This is a genomic window from Pseudoalteromonas sp. S1610 (assembly GCF_005887465.1).
GTDB classification, from domain to species: Bacteria; Pseudomonadota; Gammaproteobacteria; order Enterobacterales; family Alteromonadaceae; genus Pseudoalteromonas; species Pseudoalteromonas undina.
The window spans coordinates 94,896-119,524 of the sequence record NZ_PNDI01000011.1 but is presented as its reverse complement, the minus strand read 5'-3'; the positions used below and the strand labels follow the sequence as shown (position 1 = coordinate 119,524).

The 24,629-nt window shown below is 40.6% G+C and carries 21 protein-coding genes and 1 pseudogene; 13 read left to right on the top strand and 9 right to left on the bottom strand.

Annotated elements, in window-relative coordinates:
• Nucleotides 1-12: 12 nt before the first annotated feature.
• Genes CWB77_RS06980 through CWB77_RS06970 form a run of 3 tightly spaced genes read right to left on the bottom strand, consistent with a single transcriptional unit; the run spans nucleotide 13 to nucleotide 3,275 of the window.
• Nucleotides 13-1,620 (bottom strand): carboxyl transferase domain-containing protein, encoded by a 1,608-nt coding sequence (locus CWB77_RS06980; protein WP_138622050.1) that lies wholly within the window; start codon nucleotides 1,618-1,620, stop codon nucleotides 13-15.
• A gap of 9 nt (nucleotides 1,621-1,629) precedes the next feature.
• A complete protein-coding gene (locus CWB77_RS06975) occupies nucleotides 1,630-2,805 on the bottom strand; it encodes an isovaleryl-CoA dehydrogenase (protein ID WP_008114693.1) in 1,176 nt (391 codons plus the stop codon).
• A 35-nt stretch (nucleotides 2,806-2,840) separates the two neighbouring features.
• Nucleotides 2,841-3,275 carry a MerR family transcriptional regulator gene (locus tag CWB77_RS06970; RefSeq protein ID WP_008114692.1) on the bottom strand — a complete coding sequence of 145 codons (435 nt, stop codon included), beginning with the start codon at nucleotides 3,273-3,275 and terminating at the stop codon, nucleotides 2,841-2,843.
• A 329-nt stretch (nucleotides 3,276-3,604) separates the two neighbouring features.
• Between CWB77_RS06970 and CWB77_RS06965 the strand changes: the two genes are divergently transcribed.
• The 7 genes from CWB77_RS06965 (at nucleotide 3,605) to CWB77_RS06935 (ending at nucleotide 11,257) form a co-directional block, all read left to right on the top strand.
• Nucleotides 3,605-4,786, top strand: a complete 1,182-nt coding sequence (locus CWB77_RS06965) for a thiolase family protein (RefSeq protein WP_010389953.1) — start codon at nucleotides 3,605-3,607, stop codon at nucleotides 4,784-4,786.
• A 72-nt stretch (nucleotides 4,787-4,858) separates the two neighbouring features.
• Nucleotides 4,859-6,349: a CoA-acylating methylmalonate-semialdehyde dehydrogenase gene (locus CWB77_RS06960; RefSeq protein WP_076919545.1), complete on the top strand. Its 1,491-nt coding sequence runs from the start codon at nucleotides 4,859-4,861 to the stop codon at nucleotides 6,347-6,349.
• A gap of 119 nt (nucleotides 6,350-6,468) precedes the next feature.
• Nucleotides 6,469-7,626 carry an acyl-CoA dehydrogenase family protein gene (locus tag CWB77_RS06955; protein WP_138622048.1) on the top strand — a complete coding sequence of 386 codons (1,158 nt, stop codon included), beginning with the start codon at nucleotides 6,469-6,471 and terminating at the stop codon, nucleotides 7,624-7,626.
• 10 nt (nucleotides 7,627-7,636) lie between these two features.
• Nucleotides 7,637-8,416 (top strand): enoyl-CoA hydratase, encoded by a 780-nt coding sequence (locus CWB77_RS06950; RefSeq protein ID WP_008114687.1) that lies wholly within the window; start codon nucleotides 7,637-7,639, stop codon nucleotides 8,414-8,416.
• Complete coding sequence (locus CWB77_RS06945) at nucleotides 8,416-9,573, top strand: enoyl-CoA hydratase/isomerase family protein (RefSeq protein ID WP_138622046.1); 1,158 nt, start codon at nucleotides 8,416-8,418, stop codon at nucleotides 9,571-9,573. Before CWB77_RS06950 ends, CWB77_RS06945 begins: the two co-directional genes overlap by 1 nt.
• A 4-nt stretch (nucleotides 9,574-9,577) precedes the next feature.
• A complete protein-coding gene (mmsB, locus tag CWB77_RS06940; protein WP_013464907.1) occupies nucleotides 9,578-10,477 on the top strand; it encodes a 3-hydroxyisobutyrate dehydrogenase in 900 nt (299 codons plus the stop codon).
• Between the two features lie 9 nt (nucleotides 10,478-10,486).
• Nucleotides 10,487-11,257, top strand: coding sequence for an SDR family oxidoreductase (locus tag CWB77_RS06935; RefSeq protein WP_008114682.1), 771 nt, complete (start codon nucleotides 10,487-10,489; stop codon nucleotides 11,255-11,257).
• A 253-nt stretch (nucleotides 11,258-11,510) separates the two neighbouring features.
• Here CWB77_RS06935 and CWB77_RS18600 read toward each other — a convergent pair whose 3' ends face one another.
• Nucleotides 11,511-11,783, bottom strand: a complete 273-nt coding sequence (locus CWB77_RS18600) for a site-specific integrase (RefSeq protein ID WP_249931428.1) — start codon at nucleotides 11,781-11,783, stop codon at nucleotides 11,511-11,513.
• A gap of 255 nt (nucleotides 11,784-12,038) precedes the next feature.
• On the opposite strand from CWB77_RS18600, the gene CWB77_RS06925 reads away from it, so the two are divergent.
• The 4 genes and pseudogenes from CWB77_RS06925 (at nucleotide 12,039) to CWB77_RS06910 (ending at nucleotide 15,054) form a co-directional block, all read left to right on the top strand.
• Nucleotides 12,039-13,187: a PIN domain-containing protein gene (locus tag CWB77_RS06925; RefSeq protein WP_138622044.1), complete on the top strand. Its 1,149-nt coding sequence runs from the start codon at nucleotides 12,039-12,041 to the stop codon at nucleotides 13,185-13,187.
• 71 nt (nucleotides 13,188-13,258) lie between these two features.
• Nucleotides 13,259-13,855, top strand: a complete 597-nt coding sequence (locus tag CWB77_RS06920) for a hypothetical protein (protein ID WP_109874660.1) — start codon at nucleotides 13,259-13,261, stop codon at nucleotides 13,853-13,855.
• A 138-nt stretch (nucleotides 13,856-13,993) separates the two neighbouring features.
• Nucleotides 13,994-14,062: pseudogene (locus CWB77_RS06915) on the top strand (Mobile element protein); the annotation flags it as partial.
• 440 nt (nucleotides 14,063-14,502) lie between these two features.
• Nucleotides 14,503-15,054: a cytochrome b gene (locus CWB77_RS06910; protein WP_138622042.1), complete on the top strand. Its 552-nt coding sequence runs from the start codon at nucleotides 14,503-14,505 to the stop codon at nucleotides 15,052-15,054.
• Between the two features lie 49 nt (nucleotides 15,055-15,103).
• Here the strand turns inward: CWB77_RS06910 and CWB77_RS06905 are convergent, their stop codons facing one another.
• From CWB77_RS06905 to CWB77_RS06895, 3 genes are all read right to left on the bottom strand, one after another.
• Nucleotides 15,104-16,651: a methyl-accepting chemotaxis protein gene (locus tag CWB77_RS06905; RefSeq protein ID WP_138622040.1), complete on the bottom strand. Its 1,548-nt coding sequence runs from the start codon at nucleotides 16,649-16,651 to the stop codon at nucleotides 15,104-15,106.
• A 183-nt stretch (nucleotides 16,652-16,834) separates the two neighbouring features.
• Complete coding sequence (locus tag CWB77_RS06900) at nucleotides 16,835-18,352, bottom strand: leucyl aminopeptidase (protein ID WP_109874657.1); 1,518 nt, start codon at nucleotides 18,350-18,352, stop codon at nucleotides 16,835-16,837.
• Nucleotides 18,353-18,514: 162 nt separating this feature from the next.
• Complete coding sequence (locus tag CWB77_RS06895; protein WP_138622038.1) at nucleotides 18,515-20,530, bottom strand: TonB-dependent receptor; 2,016 nt, start codon at nucleotides 20,528-20,530, stop codon at nucleotides 18,515-18,517.
• A gap of 212 nt (nucleotides 20,531-20,742) precedes the next feature.
• On the opposite strand from CWB77_RS06895, the gene CWB77_RS06890 reads away from it, so the two are divergent.
• Together CWB77_RS06890 and CWB77_RS06885 are read left to right on the top strand one after the other, a co-directional pair.
• Nucleotides 20,743-22,560: a protein kinase domain-containing protein gene (locus CWB77_RS06890; protein WP_138622036.1), complete on the top strand. Its 1,818-nt coding sequence runs from the start codon at nucleotides 20,743-20,745 to the stop codon at nucleotides 22,558-22,560.
• 56 nt (nucleotides 22,561-22,616) lie between these two features.
• Nucleotides 22,617-23,048 (top strand): DUF3859 domain-containing protein, encoded by a 432-nt coding sequence (locus CWB77_RS06885; protein WP_138622034.1) that lies wholly within the window; start codon nucleotides 22,617-22,619, stop codon nucleotides 23,046-23,048.
• Between the two features lie 56 nt (nucleotides 23,049-23,104).
• Here CWB77_RS06885 and CWB77_RS06880 read toward each other — a convergent pair whose 3' ends face one another.
• On the bottom strand, nucleotides 23,105-23,521 hold the full coding sequence (locus CWB77_RS06880; protein WP_008114664.1) for a VF530 family protein: 417 nt from the start codon (nucleotides 23,519-23,521) through the stop codon (nucleotides 23,105-23,107).
• Nucleotides 23,522-23,593: 72 nt separating this feature from the next.
• Nucleotides 23,594-24,586, bottom strand: a complete 993-nt coding sequence (gene acuI, locus CWB77_RS06875; RefSeq protein ID WP_138622032.1) for an acrylyl-CoA reductase (NADPH) — start codon at nucleotides 24,584-24,586, stop codon at nucleotides 23,594-23,596.
• Nucleotides 24,587-24,629 lie beyond the last annotated feature (43 nt).

Here is a 24,629-nt window from a genome sequence, read left to right as displayed (position 1 = left end):
TTTAAGCTCCCATTACATTCTAAATACGCCAAATTTTGATTCACGCTCAGGAGCATTTTTAGCTGCGCTAAGTGCAAGCCCAAGAACATTGCGTGTATCAGCAGGGTCAATAATGCCATCATCCCATAAACGGGCACTGGCATAATAAGGGTGGCCTTGCTGTTCGTATTGATCGATGATTGGCTTTTTAAAATCGCTAATTTGTTGCTCGCTCATGCTTTCGCCTTTGCGGGCTAAACCATCTTGTTTTACTTGCGCCATTACACCAGCGGCTTGTTCGCCACCCATAACCGAAATACGGGCATTTGGCCACATCCACATCATGGTCGGTTCAAACGCTCGGCCACACATACCATAGTTACCTGCACCGTATGAGCCACCGATTAAAATAGTAAATTTGGGCACATCGGCACACGATACCGCCATCACCATTTTAGCCCCGTGCTTAGCAATGCCTTCAGACTCGTATTTTTTACCAACCATAAAGCCAGTAATGTTTTGTAAAAATACCAGTGGAATGTTGCGCTGTGCACATAGTTGAATAAAGTGCGCGCCTTTTTGCGCAGACTCACTAAATAAAATACCGTTGTTGGCCACTATGCCTACGGGATGACCATAAATGCTGGCAAAGCCTGTTACCAGTGTTTCACCAAAGTAGCGTTTAAATTCATCAAACGATGAATCATCAACAGTACGTGCAATGACTTCACGCACATCAAAAGGCTTTTTAAGATCAGTACCTACAATGCCGTAAAGTTCGTTAATATCATAACGAGGGGCTTTTACTTCTTCTAGTAATGGTGAGGTAGGGCGCGAATAGTTAATTCGTTCAATACATTGGCGAGCAATCGACAACGCATGAGCATCGTTTTCAGCGTAATGATCGGCCACACCTGATGTTTTACAGTGTACATCGGCGCCACCAAGCTCTTCTGCAGTAACTACTTCACCGGTGGCTGCTTTTACCAGCGGCGGACCAGCTAAAAAGATAGTGCCTTGCTCTTTTACAATAATACTTTCATCGGCCATAGCAGGAACATACGCACCACCTGCAGTACATAACCCCATAACCACAGCAATTTGTGGAATTCCTTTACCTGACATACGCGCTTGATTATAAAAAATACGACCAAAATGCAGTTTGTCAGGGAATACGTCGTCTTGCTCAGGTAAGTTTGCGCCACCTGAGTCAACTAAATAAATACACGGTAAATGACAACGTTCGGCGATGTCTTGAGCGCGTAAATGCTTTTTAACAGTCAGCGGGAAATAGGTGCCGCCTTTTACTGTCGCATCATTAGCAATCACCATACATTCGACGCCTTTAACGCGACCAATACCTGCAACCACACCGGCACAAGGAATATCTTGTTCATAAACGCCAAAGGCAGCAAATTGCGATATTTCTAAAAATGGCGAGCCTTCATCTAGCAAAGTGGTAATACGGTCACGGACAAACAATTTACCGCGGCCTTCATGGCGCTCTTTTAGCGCAGAGCCGCCGCCTAAACGTATTGTTGCTGCTTTACTGCGTAAATCATCCACTAGCGCCGACATGTTGTTGTGATTTTGCACAAAATTTGGATCATGCGGATTAACGCTCGATTTTAAAATCGTCATAACTAATCCTTAGCGGCTTTCAGTGAATAATTCGCGACCAATTAACATACGGCGTATTTCTGAGGTGCCTGCACCAATTTCATATAATTTTGCATCACGCAGCAAGCGACCTGTTGCGTATTCATTTATATAACCATTACCGCCTAAAATTTGAATTGCGTCTAATGCCATTTTAGTTGCAAGCTCAGCAGCATATAAAATTGCGCCAGCAGCGTCTTTACGGGTGGTTTCGCCGCGATCACATGCTTTTGCTACTGTGTACACATATGAGCGAGCTGCGTTCATTTGTGTATACATATCAGCAATTTTGCCTTGTATTAACTGAAATTGACCAATAGGGCTGTCAAATTGCTTACGCTCATGGATGTAAGGCACCACAATATCCATACACGCTTGCATTATGCCAAGTGGGCCAGCCGCTAAAACAACACGCTCATAATCAAGGCCACTCATAAGTACCTTAACGCCTTCGTTTAAGTTACCTAAAATATTTTCTTCAGGTACTTCACAGTTTTCAAATACCAATTCACAGGTATTTGAGCCACGCATGCCGAGCTTGTCGAGCTTTTGTGCGGTTGAAAAACCAGGAAATGTTTTTTCTACAATAAAGGCCGTAATCCCTTTAGCGCCGGCGTTTAAATCTGTTTTTGCATAAATTACCAACGTATCAGCGTCAGGGCCATTAGTGATCCACATTTTATTACCGTTTAAAATGTATTTATCGCCTTTTTTCTCTGCTTTAAGTTTCATAGAAACAACATCAGAGCCCGCGTTAGGCTCACTCATCGCCAGTGCACCAATGTGCTCGCCGCTAATTAGTTTAGGTAAGTATTTTTCTTTTTGTGCTTGTGAACCATTACGGTTTATTTGATTAACACACAGGTTTGAATGCGCACCGTAGCTTAAACCAATAGAGGCACTTGCACGGCTAATTTCTTCCATGGCAATAACGTGCTCTAAATAGCCTAAGCCAGCACCACCAAACTCTTCATCCACGGTCATGCCAAGCACGCCCATTTCACCCATTTGCGGCCAAAGTTCATTGGGGAACGCATTATCAAGGTCAGTTTTTTCAGCTAGTGGGGCAATTTCTTGACTGGCAAAGCTGTTTACGTGACTGCGGATCATATCTGCAGTTTCGCCAAGGCCAAAGTTCATTTCTTTATATAGTGAAATAGTGCTCATGATTAATTCCTGTGTGTTGATGACGTTGTTATATTTTATTCATCTATTTTGCTAAGCGTGTCGCGACAGCGACGTTCAGCGGTGACCAGTTCCATAAGAACCACTTTAATGTCATCCATCTGTTGTGAAAGATCGGCTTTTTTCTCACTGATAAGGTCAAGCATAGTAACTAACTGTTTTGCACTTGATTTATCAGCATCATACAGTTCAAACAAACGACCTGTTTCAGCTAAGGTGAAACCTAAACGTTTACCGCGCAGTATTAGCTTAAGGCGTACCTTGTCGCGCTTTGAGTAAATACGTGTTTGACCATTGCGCTCTGGTGATATTAACCCTTGGTCTTCGTAAAAACGGATAGAGCGGGTGGTAATATCAAATTCTTTAGCCAATTCACTAATGCTAAAAGTTTGTTCGTTTTTAGCCGGCTCGTTGGCTGAATTTGCAAAGTTTGTTTGATTATCTGATTTCATTGTAATGTTTACCTCATTCGAATAACTCCAATATAAGTGAAGTTTACGTAAAGGTAAAGTGCGATCTGGTTGTTATACTTTAGACGTATAAAATAAAAGCGGAAATGCAGCAGAAGTTGAGTGTTTATAAACGTTATAAGCCAGTTAGACAGTATGTAATAAATTTTTAGCAAGCTAACTTTACAGTTTTTACACTAATTAGAAAGTTGATTTTAGATTTACGTTGGCGTAAACGTAAATTTTATGTATGCTCGTATTTATCAGATTAGTTTAAACATTAAGCTAAACATAATAAAACATGTTTGCGTTAATTGAAAATGGAGCCTTTTATGTCTTTCGAAAGCGTTGTAATTGTAGCAGCAAAACGCACCCCAATGGGTGGATTTATGGGCGCACTAAGTGATGCGCAGTCTACCGAATTAGGTGCTACGGCCATTGCAGGTGCACTTGCTCAAACGGGTTTAAGCAATGATGCAATTGATGAAGTAATTATGGGCTGCGTATTGCCAGCCGGTTTAGGCCAAGCACCTGCGCGTCAAGCAATGCTTAAAGCGGGGCTTGCACTAAGCACCGGCGCTACCACTATTAATAAAGTATGTGGCTCTGGATTAAAAGCAGCGATGTTAGCGAATGATCTTATTAAAGCAGGTTCTATCGAATCAGCAATCGCTGGTGGTATGGAAAGCATGACCAATGCACCTTACTTTATTCCTAAAGCCCGTGGCGGTATGCGTATGGGACATGGCGAAATTAAAGATCACATGATGAGTGATGGCCTAGAAGACGCCTACGACAATAAAGCAATGGGATGCTTTGCTCAAGACACAGCCGATGAATACGGTATTGGTCGTGAGCAAATGGATACGTTTGCACTGGGTTCATTAAGTAAAGCAAACGCAGCCATAGACAATGGGTGGTTTGATAACGAAATTACTCCGCACACTATTAAAACGCGTAAAGGCGATGTCACTGTTTCAATTGATGAGCAACCTGGCAACGCACGTCCTGAAAAAATTCCAAGCTTAAGAGCTGCATTTAAAAAAGACGGCACTATTACTGCCGCTAATTCATCGTCTATTTCAGATGGTGGTGCTGCGCTAATACTAATGAGCGAATCAAAAGCAAAAGCTGAGGGTTTAACACCACTTTGTAGAATTGTTGCTCACAGTACTCACTCTCAAAAACCAAGTGAATTTACCGTAGCCCCAGTGGGCGCAATGAACAGCGTGCTTGAAAAAGCTGGCTGGACAACCGCCGATGTTGATTTATGGGAAATTAATGAAGCGTTTGCCATGGTCACTATGCTGGCTATTAACGAATTAAAGCTTGATGAAAGCAAAGTTAATGTTAATGGTGGTGCGTGTGCATTGGGTCACCCAATCGGTGCCAGTGGCGCACGTATTTTAGTAACACTTATTCATGCGCTTAAAAACCGAGGCCTCAAAAAAGGCGTTGCGTCCTTGTGTATAGGTGGCGGTGAAGCCGTTGCTATGGCAGTCGAAGCACTTTAACTGATAACAAAGCCGCAGCAACTATAACAATCACAGCGCTGCGGCAATTAAATTGACTCAATAGGATTTATTATGCACCAAGTACCTTTACTAATTAACGGCGAGTTCGTTCAGTCAACGTCAAATGAATTAATTGATGTTGTAAACCCAGCTAATCAAGAAGTGCTCGCGCAAGTGCCATGCGCTACAGACGCAGAGATGGATGCGGCGATTGCATCAGCAAGCGAAACATTTAAAACATGGAAAGATGTGCCTATTACTGAGCGTGCGCGCATTATGATGAAATACGCGGCGCTATTAAAAGAAAACCATGATGAACTAGCCACTATTATTTGTCATGAGCTAGGCAAAACGTTTGAAGATGCAAAAGGTGATGTGTGGCGTGGTATTGAGGTAGTTGAACAAGCTGCTAATGCGCCGTCGTTAATGATGGGTGAAACCATGGAAAACGTAGCGCGCAAAATCGATACGTATTCTTACATGCAGCCACTGGGTGTGTGTGCAGGTATTACGCCATTTAACTTTCCGGCAATGATCCCATTGTGGATGTTCCCACTGGCAATTGTGTGTGGTAACACCTTTATTTTAAAACCGTCTGAGCAAGATCCACTTACTCCTATGCGCTTAGCTGAGCTATTTATTGAAGCCGGTGCACCAAAGGGCGTGTTACAAGTTGTGCACGGTACTAAACCACAAGTAGACCGCTTACTAGAAGACAAAGCCGTTCGTGCTATTTCATTTGTGGGTTCATGTGGTGTAGGTGCCTATATTTACTCTAAAGGCACACAAAACTTAAAACGTGTTCAAGCGTGTGTTGGCGCTAAAAACCACATGGTAATTATGCCTGATGCGAGTAAATCGCATGTTGTTAATAACCTTGTGGGTGCCTCTGTAGGTGCGGCAGGTCAGCGCTGTATGGGTATCTCTGTGGCGGTATTTGTTGGTCAAGCAAAAGACTGGGTTGATGAAATTAAAGCAGGATTTGAAGGTGTACGCCCAGGTGTTTGGGATGATGCAGACGCGGCTTATGGCCCACAAACATCACCTGCTGCAAAAGCACGTATTTTATCACTGATTGCTGATGGTAAAGCACAAGGCGCTACCTGTTTAATTGATGGCTCTGATTTTAGCGTTGAAGGTTACGAGCAAGGTAACTGGGTAGGTCCTACATTATTTACTGATGTAACCAAAGATATGAACTTGTACAAAGAAGAGATTTTTGGCCCAGTATTGGCGTGTATGTTTGTTGATACCCTTGAAGAAGCCATTGCGCTTATTAACGAAAGCCCTTACGGCAATGGTACCTCACTATTTACCTCAAGTGGTGCAGCTGCACGTAAATTCCAACACGAAATTGAAGTGGGTCAAGTGGGTATTAATGTGCCAATTCCTGTGCCATTACCATTTTTCTCCTTCACGGGTTGGAAAGGCTCATTCTACGGTGATACTCACACGTATGGTAAACAAGGTATTCGTTTTTATACAGAAACCAAAACCATTACTTCTCGCTGGTTTGAAGATGATATCGCTTCAGGTCCAAATATGAGTATTAATCTGAAGTAGCATTTTAACCGCATAATCAATAAAAAAGAGGGGCACAACACACAGTGTTGTCGCTCCTCACTAATAACTCCCTTGATGGGATGCACCGACAACAAACAAAACACAACAAGAGGTCTACCATGGACTTTAACTTATCTGAAGATCAACAAGCTTTTGCGCAAACGGCGCGCCAATTCGCAGAATCTGAACTAGCACCACATGCTGCTAAGTGGGATCGCGAACATATTTTCCCAAAAGACACAATTAAAGCCGCTGGTGAGCTTGGTTTTTGTGGCTTATACACGCCTGAAGAAGCCGGTGGCTTAGGTTTATCTCGTTTAGATTCAAGCATTATTTTTGAGCAACTTGCACTGGGTTGTACAGCAACTACGGCTATGCTGACCATTCATAATATGGCAACCTGGATGATCGCAAGCTTTGGTACCGATGCAGTAAAAGACAAATACGTTGAGCAATTGGTAATGGGCGAATTGTTAGCCTCTTACTGTTTAACTGAGCCAGGCTCTGGCTCTGATGCTGCGTCATTAAAAACTAAAGCAGTTCGTGAGGGTGATGAGTATGTTATTAACGGCTCAAAAATGTTTATTTCTGGTGCCGGTGAAACAGAAATTTTAGTTGTAATGGCACGTACAGGGGCTGATGGCCCAAGTGGCATTTCAGCGTTTGTTGTACCTGCAGATGCCAAAGGTATTGAGTACGGCAAAGCAGAAGAAAAAATGGGTTGGAATGCACAACCAACACGCTTAATTAGTTTTGAAGATGTACGAATTCCAGCAGCAAACTTATTAGGCCAAGAAGGCGAAGGCTTTAAGTTTGCCATGCAAGGATTAGATGGCGGCCGTATTAATATTGCAACTTGCTCTATTGGTACTGCACAAGCTTCACTTAATACCGCACGTGAGTATTTAAAAGAGCGTACCCAATTTGGTAAGCCATTGGCAGCATTTCAAGCGCTACAATTTAAAATTGCCGATATGAATACCGAGCTTGTCGCAGCGCGCCAAATGGTACGACTCGCGGCGTTTAAACTTGATACTAACGACAGTGAAAAAACCACTTATTGTGCGATGGCTAAACGCTTTGCAACCGATGTTGGTTTTACTGTGTGTAACGATGCGCTGCAAATTCATGGGGGCTACGGTTACATTAAAGAGTACCCACTTGAACGCCACGTACGCGATGTACGTGTTCATCAAATTTTAGAAGGCACTAACGAAATTATGCGTGTGATTATTGCGCGTCGTATCTTAGCCGAATCAGCCAGCGAAGTTTTATAAGGAGATTAGTATGTCAAATCCTAGCATTGAGTTAACTATTGAAGGCCATGTAGCTATTTTAACTATGTCGAATCCGCCAGCGAATACCTGGACGAAAGACACCTTAGTGGCGCTTAAAGACACAGTTAATCAGCTCAACACCAATAAAAATATTTATGCATTAGTACTGACTGGTGAAGGCGAAAAGTTTTTTAGCGCCGGTGCCGACCTAAATGTATTTGCAGGTGGCGATAAAGGTGTAGCCGCAGATATGTCATGTGTATTTGGTGAAGCGTTTGAAGCGCTAACTAATTTTAGAGGCGTGTCGGTTGCAGCCATTAATGGTTATGCAATGGGTGGCGGGCTTGAAGTAGCGCTTGCTTGTGATATTCGTATTGCAGAAGAGCAAGCACAAATGGCATTGCCTGAAGCAAAAGTGGGTTTATTACCCTGTGCTGGTGGAACGCAAAACTTAGCATGGTTAGTGGGTGAAGGCTGGGCAAAACGCATGATTTTATGCGGTGAGCGCTTAAAAGCCGATAAAGCGCTGCAAATTGGCTTAGTGGAAGAAGTAGTTGCACAAGGTGAAAGCTTTGCTGCAGCACTAAAACTAGCAAACCAAGTGGCAGAGCAAAGCCCATCGTCGGTTGCTGCATGTAAAACATTGATTCAAAAAGGGCGTCATCAGCCAATGGCAAATGCATTGCCACTGGAACGTGAACTGTTTGTTGGTTTATTTGATACCGAAGATCAGCAAGAGGGCGTGAACGCCTTTTTAGAAAAACGCAAAGCTAATTGGGTGAATGGCTAATGAGTGAATTAACCCGTTTAAATTCAGCTGATGCTGCCGTGGTATTTGAAACGGCAACCACAGACAATGGCCGACTCATTGGTTTTGCTACGCTTAACGCGCCTAAGTCATTAAACGCGTTAAATTTTGAGATGATCAGCTTACTCGAGCCGCAACTACAGCAATGGGACAAAGACGATAACATTGCATTAGTGGTTCTTAAAGGCGCAGGTGAAAAAGCGTTTTGCGCTGGTGGCGATGTAGTGAGTTTGCACAAAGCCATGAGCGAAGGTAAACCAACGTCACTGGTTGAAGAATTTTTTACTCAAGAGTATCAGCTAGATTACCTTATTCATTGTTACAACAAACCCATTTTAGTGTGGGGTAACGGTATTGTAATGGGCGGCGGTTTAGGTTTAATGGCCGGTGCCAGTCATCGTGTTGTTACCGAAACATCACGCATTGCCATGCCAGAGCAAACCATTGGTCTTTACCCTGATGTAGGTGGCAGTTATTTTTTACATAAAATGCCCGCCCATGTTGGTTTGTTTTTAGGGCTTACCTCGGCATCAATTAATTGTGAAGACGCTAAGCTTGTATCGCTTGCCGACCACTTTGTAAATGCCGATAAATACCCAGAGCTTGTTGAAACGTTACTCAATACTAAATGGGGTAAAACAGCAAGTTTAAACCACGACAAGCTAAGTAACTTGCTTATTGAGTTAGATAACAACTCTAGCCGTATGCCTAAAGGCAATTTAAAAGCTAACTTATCGCTAATTCAAAAGTTAGGCGAGTTTGACACGTTACAGCAGCAGGTCGATTACATTTTAAATCTAACCACAGATGATAAATGGCTACAACGTGCAAAAAAATCGTTGGCGCATGGTTGTCCATTAAGTTGTGCTTTAGTGAGTGAGCAGCTTAAACACAGCAAAGGCAAAAACTTAGCTGAGTGTTTTAAAATGGAATTAGGCATGTCGGTTCGTGCTGGCGAAGTGGGCGAGTTTCAAGAAGGTGTACGTGCCTTACTAATTGATAAAGACGGTACACCACAGTGGCAATTTAAAACCTTAGCTAATGTGCCAAGCGAAGTAGTAGATAGCTTTTTTGCAAATCGCTTTGGCGAGCAACATCCGCTAGAGCCGTACTTTTCACAACTAAATTTACAAGGGTAAAGCGATGAGTAAACTTAATATAGGATTTATTGGTTTAGGTAACATGGGCGGCCCAATGGCAGCAAACTTAGTTAAAGCAGGCCACAGTGTGCGCGTTTTTGACTTAAGTGCAGAAGCCGTTAAAGAGCTTGTGAATCATGGGGCTAGTGCGGCGCAAAGCGCAAGTGACTGTGCGCACGAGGCTGATGTGCTAATTAGCATGCTACCGGCAAGCAAACATGTTAAATCACTTTATTTAGGCACAGACGAGCAATCGGGTTTAATTAAAGTACTGAGTAAAAGTACCTTAGTGATTGATTGTTCAACCATAGATGCACAATCGGCTCGTGATGTAGGCCATGCCCTAAGCGAGCAAGGTATTGCGTTTGTTGATGCACCTGTATCGGGTGGTGTAGCAGGCGCAACAGCGGGCACGTTAACCTTTATTGTGGGTGGTGAGCAAGCTGCATTCGATAAAGCGAATACTGTATTAGTCGATATGGGTAAAAACATATTCCATGCTGGTGATATTGGCGCAGGGCAAGTTGCTAAAATATGTAACAATATGCTGTTGAGTATTTTAATGGCAGGCACCAGTGAAGCCATTCAAATGGGCATTAATAACGGTCTCGATGCAAAAGTACTCAGCGACATAATGAGCGCAAGCTCGGGTCGTAACTGGACGTTAGAACTTTATAATCCCTGCCCAGGTGTTATGGAAACCGCACCAGCTAGTAACGACTATAAACCTGGCTTTATGGTCGATTTAATGGCTAAAGACTTAGGCCTTGCTATGGAGGCGGCGCAGCAGAGTAATTCACTGACGCCAATGGGCTCAATGGCTAAAAATTTATACACTATGATGCAGCACCAAGGTGCAGGCAGTGATGATTTTAGTGCCATTTTTAAATTGTTTTCGAAGTAGGAAAGTATTGTGGAAATAAAAAATAATACCGTAGTTATTACCGGTGGCGCACAAGGCTTAGGTTTTGCAATGGCGCAAAAGTTTGCCTTAATGGGCGCTAATATTGCCTTAATTGATATGGCACAAGCCCAGTTAAATGAAGCAACCGAGCAGCTATCTGCATTAGCAGGCGTAACAGGCACTATTAAAGGCTACAGCGCTAATGTAACGGTAGAGAGCGAAGTTGAAGACGTATTTAATACCATTAACAGTGACTTTGGTCACATTGGGGTATTAATTAATAACGCCGGCATTTTACGCGATGGCATGTTTATAAAAGCCAAAGATGGCAAAGTGGTAAAAAAAATGTCGCTTGATCAATTTCAATCAGTGATTGACGTTAACCTAACAGGCGTATTTTTAGCAGGGCGCGAAGCGGCTAGCCACATGATTGAATCAGGCAAAGGCGGCGTAATTGTAAACATGTCGAGCGTAGCGCGTGCTGGTAATATTGGCCAAACTAACTATGCTGCTTCAAAAGCGGGTGTTGTGGCACTAACCACTACATGGGCTAAAGAGCTCGGCCGTTTTGGTATTCGCGTTGGCGCTATTGCCCCAGGTGTTATTAGCACCGCAATGACCGATGTAATGAAGCCAGAAGCCAAACAGCGCATGCTTGCTGTAACACCAGTAGGGCGCTTAGGTGAAACCGCTGAAATTGCTCATACTGCTCAGTATATTATCGAAAACGACTTTTTTACTGGCCGTGTAGTAGAGATAGACGGCGGCATACGTTTGTAAACTAATATTTATAAACGTATGAGTGTTAGTTGATTAAAAAGCACAGCCTTTTGGGTTGTGCTTTTTTTTAAAGTCGGACATTTATAATCTTGAAAAAGGTCTGATGTACCCTTAAACGCAGTACCTCCATTAAGCGTATACCGATACCATAATGTAATCCACAGGGTAAATAATGCTTCGCAGAGCACACTTTAAAAAATTATTTATTTCTTGTTGCGTTAAAACTACCGGTAGTTTAGTTGCTCGTTTGCTCTTAAAAAAAACCTAATGATAATGAAAGTGGCTTTTTAATCGCTTCTTTAAATAAAAAGCTCAACGCATTTAAGGCTAGTGTTTGGGTGTTAGGAGCAACATTTTGTTGGTTGACTAATTGATCGACTTCATTGGCTCCCATCGTTGTTTGGTGCCTCATAGAGTTAAAACGAATAAATGAAGCAATCCAGTATAAATACGCTTTAATGGTACTTTTAGCATAACGTTTTAGATACATTTGTTTGGCTATCATAGTTAAAAAAGGTGATTTCATGATATGAATCTCGTGAAAATATGACTGTACATCGACAGTATATGTTGTTTTGTCCAATATTACTGATCTCCACCATTTTGGTGTTTTTTTATTTGTAAAAAATTAGACGTAGTTAACTAATTGTTTACAGGTGTTTATTTGATGGTTAAGATAAATGCATTGAAATATATGGACATTTGTCGGTTTATAAAACGACAAGTGTCGTAGACAAAATTGTTATAGCTCAAATAGTACATTGCTAAATTTGAAGGTTTTATGGAAGAAATAGAATTAGATTTTGGTGCAATCACCATTGATAACGCGACCTTCAAGGGTGAAGGATATAAGTTCTATGAGGGCTTGCTTGCTCAGATGAGACAATTTAAAGAAAGCCCCGTACAAGTCCTTCAAACAGATATCATTCACAATGAAGCCATTAAGCATATAGGGCAAGAGATATCAAAAACTCGCTCTTCGATAGAGCAAGTGCTTCGGTCAGCGAATAAACAGTTAAAAATAAAATCCGATGTTATCGATAATGCAAGAGCGTTGCTATCAATTGATGGGAGTGAGGCTGAAATTGCAGAAGCGCGTCTAGAAAAATATTATGAATATATTGGGGCTGAGAAAATTGCTTCCGAAGAATATGCGGATATTTCTAAATTAATGGAGATGTATTTCGCTACTGAAGCTCCTTTTGAAACGGGAAAAGATAAAAAAAATGAATTTCCAGACGCTATTGCATTATTAGCTCTTGAAGGTTGGGCGGATGAAAATGACATAAATGTTGTCGCTGTCAGTCAAGACAAAGGCTGGAAAAACTATTCTGAAAATTCAGATAGAATCACGTTGGTATCTTCTTTAGCTGAGGCGCTTGAGAAGTTTCAGCCGCACAACAAAGTTGCAAGTATTATCGCTCATATCAGAGAAGACTCTCTGCTTGATGACAACAACCATGTGTTGGAAGAAATCGAACAGGCAATCATAAATAGCATTGATGGATACGATATTTGGATTGAAGCAAGTTCATATATGCACTTTGAATGGGACGATACGTCCGCAACCTATATCTCTCATGAACTGGATAACGATCAAGAAGGTTTAGTTAAAGTTAGGGTTGTAAGCATTAATGACGAAGCAATAGTTCTCAAAGTGGGTGCTACGGTCGAAGTGGAAGTCGAGGCGAGTTTTGATTTCTCTGTAAGAGATTCAATTGATAAAGATTATGTTGGCATGGGTGGAAATGTCTGCACTACTACTGAGTCTTATCATACCGATATATTATTAACTTTAACTGGCGATTTTTCCCAAGACTTTGACGATATTGAAGTTACTGAAATTGAAGTACTAGAAACTATTGGGCATGCAGACTTTGGTGAAGTCGAACCTGATTGGAGAAGCGAGTACGAAGATGAAGAGCTATAACAAAGCGCTGCACACGGATAAATTACTCGCTGCGCTCCTTATTTACCGGTGAGCGCGGCGTTAGGTTTCTTATGTCATTGATACATCATTTTAAAAAGCAATACGAATTTATTGAGAATTCATCCGCGCTGTTTGACCTTGGCAAAACAAATGAGGCAGTTCGGATCGCTACATGTTTAAGAGTTCTAATACATGATACAAAAAACTCCACTTCTTTATTTACATTAATGGAGAAAAAAGAGGTTTCAAAAATCAGATCTACAGCTTCCTCTTCCATTGATGGTGTCAAAAGCTTTGGTTTTTCTTTAACAGGTATTATGACCACAGGAAACAAGAATCGTGTAACTCCTAATATGCATAGGATAGCTTATGATAATGAAGTTAATATTGATAAATGGTGGAATGAAATAGTTTTCGCAATGCCCGAGGTGGGTGCTTTTTCTAGAAAAGACTTCGTATTAATAGCCGCCAATAAAGATGGCGGAGCTCATGTAGATAAGTTACCTCAAAAATATCAAAAATTACAACAAGGTAAAGCTGGTATTACTATTAAAGTGGGAAATGAAATTCAAACTAATTTTAGCGAAATGTGGCCATGCCTTCTGAGACAATTAGCTTGGGAATTTATTAATAGCCCCGACATGCTTGTGCTGGCTCACGAAACCTAACAAGCTGTTAAGCAAGGACAAAAAGCAGTTGGTTTTTGCTCCTTCGTCGCTAAACAAACTAGACACCCACTTTAATTTTTACAGTTTGGCGAACTAAGTACTAGGCTTTCACCAGTGTGAAAACAAGCTGGGTCAGTTATGGCAATCGCAAGAAAGCGTCAAGTAAGTTTGGTTGATACAAAGTACTACGAGTGTATATCACGTTGCGGAATCCAAAGGGGTAAAATCTTGACTTCATACATCAAAAGAGCGAGCTGTCTAAGCATTGGTTAGCAAAAAACCAAAGGGGTAAAATCTTGACTTCAGACATCAAAGAGCGAACTGTACAAGCATTGGTTAGCATACAAAGATTGACGATCTAGAAATTCATTTAATTTTAGCGGTTTATTACTTTTAAACACACGTTGATTTTTAAAACGGTAACTTAAGGTTGCCGTTTTTTTATGTCGACTATTTAAGTTTATTTTAAGCTTGCTCAGTTATGTAACTAATACTTAAATTCCAGAATCATTAAACCATTGAACTGACTTAGTAACTCATTTTATGTTTTAGATCATTAAGCAGTGAGTGATTAAAGGTTAACCTTTAAACATGTACTCATACGCATAAGTGAGCTTTTAACTTTAATGCGTTTATTAGGAGGTATTATGAATTTTAAAAATACAGATACTCATTACAATACACTCTCTGTTGCTTTGCATTGGTTGATGTTTATTTTAATTGTGACTGTGTACGGTAGTATTGAACTTCGTGAATTATTTGATAAAGGCACTGAAACCCGTGATGCCTTTAAAATGTGGCATTTTATGTTGGGTTTATCGGTTTTAGCTTTAGTAAGCGTGAGGGTAGTTGCGCGTTTAGTGGGTGGTGCAGCACCTGCTATACAACCTGAGCCTGCGAAATGGCAAAATAAGTTAGCTACATTTGTTCATACTGCGCTGTATGTGTTTATGTTTGCTATGCCTATAGCTGGTTGGTTAATTTTGAGTTTAGCAGGTGAACCCATCCCGTTTTTTGGTTTAGAGTTGCCTCCATTGGCAAGTGAAAACAAAGAGCTGGGTAAAACCATTAAAGAAATACACATAACAGCGGGCGAAGTTGGTTATTACGTAATAGGCTTACATGCGGCGGCTGCATTATTTCATCATTACATTTTGGCTGATAACACCTTTAAACGTATGCTGTTTTCTAAAAAATAAACACATCATCTATAAAAAGGGAGACCATGTGTCTCCCTTTTTATATTAATTAATGATTTGTACTTTTAAACCCAATTCTAAACCCGCCCCAATGTTTACCGTTTACATAAATTGGCACCGAGAGGTCATGCAGTATTTCACCGGTATCACGTTTATAGGTTTGTAATAAAAAGCTTTCGGTGTGGCTACCACAGCGAATTCCTGTCGGGTCATTAAAAATACGTTTAGTACGGTTGTTTACTAAATCTTTTTCAAAGTTACCGGTTAGGGCTTGGCTATAGCGTTTGTTATGAGTAGGAAAGTAGCCCTTAGTATCAACGGCTCCTGCAAAAATTATGTCTTTATTTTCCAGAATTGGTTCTTGAATAGCCGGCAGTGATTGATCTGTAAGTTTATCGTAATCGGTTGTGTACTTGGTTGGATTAGTATTCTCGATGGGTTTATAGTTTTGCGAAAAAAGTTGTTGCTGGGTTATTTTTCCGCTTTGGATCCAACCCTCAAAACATTCGCCAATTGCTTTACTGGCGTGTTTAGCCGATATCAGCATTGGTTTAAAGAATGCGTCATACTCTATGTTTTCAAGCTCTCTAAATATTGATTCTGATCCCAACGATAAAGAAGACGCTTGCTGAGAAATTGTACTGCCTTTTTTAGTAACTTCGCCCAATAAACTACTGATGCTAGTGACTGAGCTATTTATTTGTGTGGTTGCATGCTGAAATGCAGAAACAGGCTGATGCATACTATCAAGCGCGGTAGATGAGGCACCAATATCTTGGTTAATTGTTAAAAAGGATTGAGTCACGTTTTCAAGCTCTGATTTTACAGAAATACTTTGCAGTGAAACCTGCTTCATATCTTCATTGGTTTTTATACTGTTGGCGTTAATGTCTGTGAGCATGTCAGCAATTTGTTTGGTTGCTTCATTGGTTTTATTTGCAAGGTTACGCACTTCGTCGGCAACAACCGCAAAACCACGACCTTGCTCACCTGCACGAGCGGCCTCTATGGCTGCATTTAAAGCAAGTAGATTGGTTTGCTCTGCAATGTTTTGAATAACTTGGGTAATGCTTTGTATATCACTGGCACTTTTTAATAATAAATCTAATTGCTGGGCGACTTTATCTATAGAGCCTGATAACGAATCAATTTGGCTGGTGGCCGTTTGTAAGCGGCTATCGGCAGAGCTTGAGGCTTGCGCTGTTTGTACCATTGCTTGATTAATAGTGGTCATGCTGTCACTGAGTTCAGTACTATTTTGTGAAAGCTCGTGTGTGGCACGCCCGACAGTTTCACTCTCGTTATAACAAGCGTCTATTTCTTTAGATAAGCTATCAACATAAAATGACACTTCAGCTGCGCCTATGGCATTTTTTGAGGTGGCTTTGGTAATGTTTTGTGCAATTTTGTTATTGAACGACTGCACGGCACCTAGTGACGAATTGTTATTTGCTGATTCAGATTTTGCTGGTTTTATATAAAAAATTGCAGATAACAGCACTATAATTGCTGCAGCAATGGTGGAGAGCTGTTCAAAATAGAAAAGAAAACAAATGCTTAAATAAAAAATGCTGTAGAGCAGGTAGGTTATTTTCATTCCTTTGACCTCGTTACTAATTGTTCCTTCTATCTTTGATTATAAATCAAACAAAATCAAATAATAAACACACTTTTAAGGATTTATTAATAGTGATGTATTGAGCTCTATAAAACTGTTTTCGTACAAAAAGCGCCAAAGTAGTAAACCTACTTTGGCGCTTTTATTAGTATTAATAAACAATTAGTTAGCTAATAACCATTCGCTTAATAAGCGAACACCAAACCCCGTTCCCCCTGGTGAAAGCTCATCTTTACCTTTTTTCACTAAGGCATTACCTGCAATATCGATATGCACCCAACGGGTATCGCCAGCAAAATGCTCTAAGAAAGTAGCGGCTGTGGTTGCACCAGGGCCACCTGAACCTACATTTGTTATATCAGCAATGTCAGACTTCAACATATCTTTATAACCTAATGGTAAGCGCCATAGGTTTTCGTTTACTTGTTTACCTGCAAGGGTAAGTTGCGATACTAGCGTGTCATCATCAGAGAATACCGCTGCGTATTCATTACCAACAGCACGAATTTTAGAACCCGTTAAGGTTGCAACATCAATCATGATCTCTGGTTTGTAGTGCTCACGTGCATACCACATTGCATCACTTAGTACTAAACGACCTTCAGCATCGGTATTTAAAATTTCTACACTTAAGCCTTCAGCAGTGCGAACAACATCGCCAGGAGCTACAGCAAATTGCGATACCATATTAGCTGCCATGCCCATAACGGCTACCACGTTTTTATCGGCTTTTGCTAACGCCATTGCTTTTACAGTACCAAGCACTGCAGCAGCACCGGCCATGTCTGATTTCATACGTGCAATAGACGCACCGGTTTTAATGCTATAACCACCTGAGTCGAACGTAATACCTTTACCAACAAGGGCAATAGGGGCAGCGTCAGAACCTTTATAATGAGCAACTACTAAACGTGCACCTTGCTGGCTACCTCTACCTACAGCTTCTAATGCGCCCATGCCTAGCTCTTTTAGTTCTTTAGGCTCTAACACTTTGATAGTAACCCCTAACGACGCTAATTCTTTTGCTGCATTGGCAAAATCAACCGGTGTCATTTCTGTAGCCACTTCTGAGGTTAAATCGCGTGCTAAAAATACACCTGCTTGAATACTCTCTAATTGGCTGTAAAGCTTGCGAGTTTGCTTGGTGTTATCAACATCAAACGTATAGCTAACTGTTTCAGTGCTTGGTTCTTTTTTGTAGTTTTCAAAACGGTGATCGCGTAGGTTTGCACCATGGGCAAAATTAGCAGCAAGTGCAGCGTTATCGTTTGCACCCGTTACATCATCAAAAATAACGCTGGCTGTGCCTGCTTTAGCTTTAACTAGGCGAGCATGAATATTGCCACCTAACTTAGCCGCTTTTGCTTTATTTAATTCGTCAGCTTTACCTGTACCTACAACTAAAATACGGCTGTAGTTACTTTTACTTGGCGCGACAAGTTGCGCGACTTTTGCGTAATCGCCAGTAAAGTTTTCTATATCGATAACACGTTGTAATTGGCCATCGAATTGTTTATCAAGTGTTTTAAATTGGCTGTTGCTGCCATCTTGGCTATAAAATACAACCAGCGTGTTTGCGTCGCTGTCTACTTTTGTAGAAAAGTTAAAGTCTGCTGCTTGTGCATTAATACACATACCCAGTGCAAGCGCGATTGAAGAGGCTTTTATAATACGTTTCATTTTTTAACCCAAGAATAATTTAAAGGGGTGTTTTACCTTATTTAGCCTACTGTAGTTAAGTAGGATACGGTGAAACAGCAAATAACAACGATATAGTTACTTTTTTCTGTTATTTTCGCTCTATAAATCATTTTCATTCGTTTTTATTGTCAGAGGCGGAATTTAAAATAATAAGCTAAAACTTAATCGGGCAGTTCTTGGCTCTATAGGGTGAAAGTGATTATCTTCAACGCCATCAATGGGCTCATTAGGTAAGCGCGATGAATAATAATAATCAATATCATGGTCTCTGCTGTTAAATAAATTCAGTAACTTAAACTCTACTTGCCAATGAGTTTGCTGATAACTTATAGAGCTATTAACTACGGTTAATGGCTCCGAGCGTTTTTCTCCGTCGCTTGTTAATGTGCGTTTACCTATATGGCGAATACGTAACGATGACTGCCATTGTTCTGTTAAATGCCAATTTAAGCCAGCGCTTGCGACAACGGGTACTGCACCTTCTATATAGTTTTTGACATTATTTATGCTTAAACGAGAGTGGGTAAATGATGCTTCAGCATCAAGACTAAAACTATTATTAACCCAATAATAGGCGCTCATTTCTATACCATAGCGCTCAGAGGCATCACTAGGCTCTGTATTACCTGCATCGCCAACAAATAGAAGTTCTGAGTCGAGGTTTAACCACCATAATGCAGCCGATAAGTTAAATGTTTTTGGTTCAGCAAACCTTAAACCAATTTCAGCGCCTTCACTTTTTACCAGTAAATCTACTTGCTCTGATTTATCTAATGTAACAGGGTCTACATTAATTGTTGCTCCACGAGCATCATTTGAATGAAATGACTGACCCCAATTAGCATAGGCGGCTACTAAATCGGTAAATTGGTAGTTTAAACTAGCTTTTAAACTCACTAAATCATCGTTTTGACTACCCGAATTAGCTGAAATATTGCTATTAACATCAACGTTGTAGTAGTCGTATCGAATACCTAAGCTTGCTTCTAGATTGGTACTTAAAAAAAGCTTTGATCCCCAATGGGCTGAGTAACTAGTTTGATTTAAATCGTCTTGTCTTACTGTAGATAATCGCTTTCTTTTTTTTGTGTTATATAAGCCAACGTTATCAATGTTGGTATGATGAAGTGCTAACCCTGCCGTATGTTGCATGTTAATAGCTAGCATTTTGGCATCAAACTGATAATTAAATTCGCCACCATATACTTTACGACTGTCTTTTTGGTTAAATTGATCGCCATTAACAGGATCATTTAAAAAATAGCTAAAATTTGAGTATAAATCTAAGTCATAACTTATTGCGTATGCATTTACCTTTAGGTTTTCACCTTGCCAAACGGTCGATAAACTATAGCGGCTAGAATTACCACCTAATGACGTATCTAAAGAGCCAAGCTGAGAAATTAACCCTTGAGAAACTGCGCGCTTAGGGATTTGGTCAGCTGAATTCCAGCTGTTGTCATAGGCCATAGCACTGAGGGTAAAATCGCCATTAAATGCTTTGCCAACATATCGAAGGAGTGCGTTTTTTTTATTAACAGCTTCATTAATATCATCCCATGGACCGGAGTATCCTTGCCACTCAGCTGCGGCCATTAGTTTACCTTTTGTAACATCAGTTGAAGCGAGTACTGTGGCTCGCTTGTAGTTATCTTCTCCAATACTAAGACTTACTTGTTGATGAGTTAGTGTATCTATAAGATTAAAATTTGCGCTCCCAGCTGATGAAAAGTCTCCTTGGGTAGCGCTATAAGATCCTTTCTGATAATTAATGCTTGATATAGATTCTGGAATAATAAAATTTAAATCGGTATAGCCTTGACCGTGCCCATGGCTAGGTAAATTTATTGGCATACCATCAATATTAGTGGCGAAATCTGTTCCGTGATCTAAATTAAAGCCCCTTATAAAGTATTGATTCGCTTTTCCTGAGCCACTATGTTGAGTTACTGCCATACCTGGGATCAGTTCCAACAATTCTGCACTTCTTAACATAGGACGTTGTTGAATCTCGCCTTGCCCAATAATACCGCTTGAGGCACTAATAGACTCGCCAATTAGGCTATCTCTGTGTCCGTAAACGGTTAATTTCTCTATGCTTGCTTGTGCATAACTAAACGGTAAAATTCCTAATGTTATAAATGCTAGTTTCTTCACGCTTAAAGTCCTTTAAATCATTATTCTTTAATTAGATGTCATTAAGCAACGGCCAGAACAGGATATTGGATGCAATATTTTTTATTATTTATGTTTTTATCAATCATATTTATAACTGCAGATAAAAACAAAGCTATAAGCTATTGTAATCTCTTTATATAAAACTAATAATCGAAGGGCGTTTTTACACCTTATTATTTTGAGTACATGCATTGAAAGCAAAAGAAATTCGCAACTTTTATATTAACGAAGAACAGTCTGTTTATTTGTTATCGCACCGTGATGCCAAAAAGCATCGCCAATGGCTTAACATTTGTATTAAACAGCTAACACTACTTGGTTATAAAAATGTTGAAATGATTGGCTCTGGTGCGTTTGGCTTTGTTTTTGCGGGTGATGATGAACATGGCCTGCCGTGGGTGTTTAAATTTTCAAGAATAACGCTGGCACAAAGTGTACGAGATCGCCTTGAAGACGAAGCGTATATGCTGTCTCAAATTGATAATCCGCTAATACCAAAATTTTATGGTTTTGAGCGGATTAAAAAACAGGGCATTTTAATGATGGCCCGTGCAGTAGGTGAAGACCTTGAAAAAGTATCACTTAAGCAAGGGCGACTATCTGCTGCAAAAATAATGAACTTAGCGGTAAAATTGAGAAATGTGTTGCTTGATTTACGCCATCATAAAAATGGATTAAGCCCACAACCTATTGTGCATGGCGATATTAAACCCTCTAACTTGGTGTGGGATGAAAAAGCCAAGCAGCTTTCATTGGTTGATTGGGGAAGTTCGGTATATGCCCAAGTAGATGAACAAGGCAACCCTATTGCCAGTAATTTTATGGATTTAATGTCGGGTGATTTAAGCACCACTAACGCGCGAATGGGTGATGTGTATTTTATTGGTGATGCGCAAATGTCTGGCGAAAAGTCATCCCCTCGTTTTGATGAGCAGGGGGTTGCATCAACGTTGTATGCTCTAGCATCGGCGCAGTCTTGTCGATTTGGCGCTCAGGCTATTCCGGCCAGTAGTTTAATGCTACCAAAAGAGCTTGCGAATGTAATTGACGGCATGCTCTCAAAAGAGCGTAGTGTAAGAGATAAAGCCGGCGACTATTTTATGCGTAACATAGAAACTATGGCAAAAGCATTTTTACCAGAGCTGCCAAAGCAAGACACTAAAGCACGCATTCCTTTTTGGTTTAGCCAAGATCCTGAGCCCGAAACCGTTGTATATAGTTCCCGAAAACAGTTTTTACGCCAAGCCGACCATAAACAGCAATTACTCGATGTAAATGATGCTCAGTTAGATAGGTATTACAAAGAATTTTTGTTTGATACTGGGGATACCGAAAAAGCGTTTTTAGCGTCAATTAGTCGCTTAGCGAAATACCCAGTAGTAGGGGGGCTGAGTTTTCATTGGAAAGATGATTCTTTGTATGTTGAGTCATCACTTATTATGCACGATGAAGCTTTAGCCACCGCGTTTACTGATGCGGTAAATAATACTGTAATGCTGGCACAAGCGATTAGTCAAAAAGGCTTATTTAAGTGTTGTCTATTTGATGCCCGTAAAACGATTCAGCTAGAGCGCGATGGTACCGGTGCGTTCAAATTTAACCAGTTACCTGAGCTTGACTATGAAGTGGTTAATGTAAAAGCCAGCGAGGTAACCCGTCCGCACTCATATTTTGAAGATGGTAAAGATCCCGATGAACAACTGCAACTGCCTAAAAAGGTGATTAAATGTGTATTTGAGCTAAACCAGATACATCATACGGGTTGTATTATTTTTGAAGCACTACCAGATAGGATGAAGATTCACCATTACTATCGATTACTCGATGCTAGTAAAGAAGTTCAATTTAAACGTTTGCTAAATAAACTCATGCAGTACGCGGTTAATATAACTGATGTTGGGGTCGCTGGTTTTATGAAGTTGCCGTATAAAAATACTCGCGAGTTTAGTTTATGCGAGCAGCAACCCAGCAATTATTATCCTAAAAATCCAAAACAACTACTTAATTAATAAGTCACTCGCTGAGGCTGGTGGCTTAACAATAGAAAGAAAAAATAGAAAGTTAAATGGCAAAATCTAAACCACAAATTACATTAGAAAGTTACGGTATATATTCCAACTGGGACAAAGCCAGTAAATCGTTACCACAAATCACGCAATTCACCACAAAGGTAACCGCGTGTATTGATGTGGAATTTGGCCTAATAGTAAATATCAAAAAAGCCAAAGGCGAAAAGCTACATTATTGTATTTATCACCCCGGTATTATAGATGCCGATGGCGAAGTGATGCAGCCTTTTGAGGGAACAGTGCATGTTAAAGATAACGATTGGTCGTTTTATTTAGGAGATACAGTATGGGAGCCTATAGAAGATAAAATAGGTAACTGGCGTATGACCTTATCATTAGCAGGAAAAGTCATTGCGGATAAAACATTTAATCTAACTAATGAACAGACCAAAACAGAAGATGATTTTTGGAAACACCGAGGCTATTAATTTCCTCAATAAACAAAAAAAGCTAACAATAAAGTTAGCTCTTTTATGAAATTAGCTTAGTTACCCCAAGGGTTACTTGAGTTTGAACGTTGTTTACGAGTACGGGCACGTTGCTTGGCTGCTTTTTTCTCTTGAATACGTTTTGCATCAGAGAAGCTTAACTCGCATGGTTCACCTGGCTTATCACCTTCAGGGATAATACGGTCGCGGGGTGGCAATTCGTATTGTACGTCATCTGGGCGTGGTAAGTTTTTAAGGCGGTACAAATAAAAATTATCTACTTTTTGCTGTGCCCACTCGGTTTTACGTAAAAACTTAACCGCAGACTTAATATCAGGATTATTTTTAAAGCAGTTGAGTTGTAAGTAGGCATGCAGGAGTTCCCACCCATATTGCTCAACCAGTTCTTCAACCACTTGCTCTAATTTAACGCCTTGCAGTGGGTTATTACTGAAAAGTTCTTGGTTGCTCATAGGTGCTCTCTCGTTATTAAAAATACGGACAGCATTATAAATTTAATAACGAGAGTTTAATAGCAAAAATGCTTAACTTTGACAATTAACCACAACACGACCACGAATTTGGCCCTGCATGAGCTGTTCGGCATTTTCAATAACCTGATCAAGTGTGATTTCGGTCGAAATTTTATCTAAGTAATCGCTACTAACTAGGGATGCTAAACGATCCCATGCTTCAACACGGTCCGCTTTAGGGCGCATTACGCTATCAATACCCATTAAAGAAATACCACGTAAAATAAATGGCGCAACAGACGCTGGCAAATCCATACCTTGTGCAAGCCCACAAGCTGTTACTACGCCACCGTATTTAAGTGAGGCACAAATATTAGCAAGTGTGTGACTACCTACAGAATCAATGGCAGCAGCAAAGCGTTCTTTTTGCAGTGGTTTACCTGGGTTTGAAAACTCGTTCCTATCAATTACTTTAGTTGCACCTAATGATTTTAAATAGTCAGCCTGTTCCATGCGACCTGTTGCTGCGGTTACTTGATAACCTAGCTGGCTTAGTAAATAAATAGCAAAACTGCCTACGCCACCATTGGCACCGGTGACTAACACTTCACCTGAATCAGGGGTGATCCCTTGTTTTTCAAGGGCAATCACGCTCAACATTGCTGTGTAACCCGCGGTGCCAATTTGCATAGCTTGCTTAGCTGATAAGTTGGCGGGTAAGGGAATTAACCAATCGCTGCTAAGAGCCGCTTTTTGGGCTAGGCCACCCCAGTGTTTTTCGCCAACACCAAAGCCATTTAAAATAACGTGGTCGCCACTTTTAAATTCAGCACTGTCGCTGCTAGTCACTGTACCCACTAAATCGATGCCAGGTACCATAGGAAAGCTGCGAACTACAGGACCTTTGCCAGTAATGGCTAAGCCATCTTTGTAATTTAGGGTACTGTACAGTACGTCAATTAATACATTTTCGTTTGGTAGATCGTCACTGTTTATGCTGCTTAAATTGGCACTGTAGTCGTCGTCTTGCTTGTCTATAACAATAGCTTTAATAGGATTGCTCATTAGATTTCCTTTTAGACCGATCGTCTTTAAATTGATAATAAAA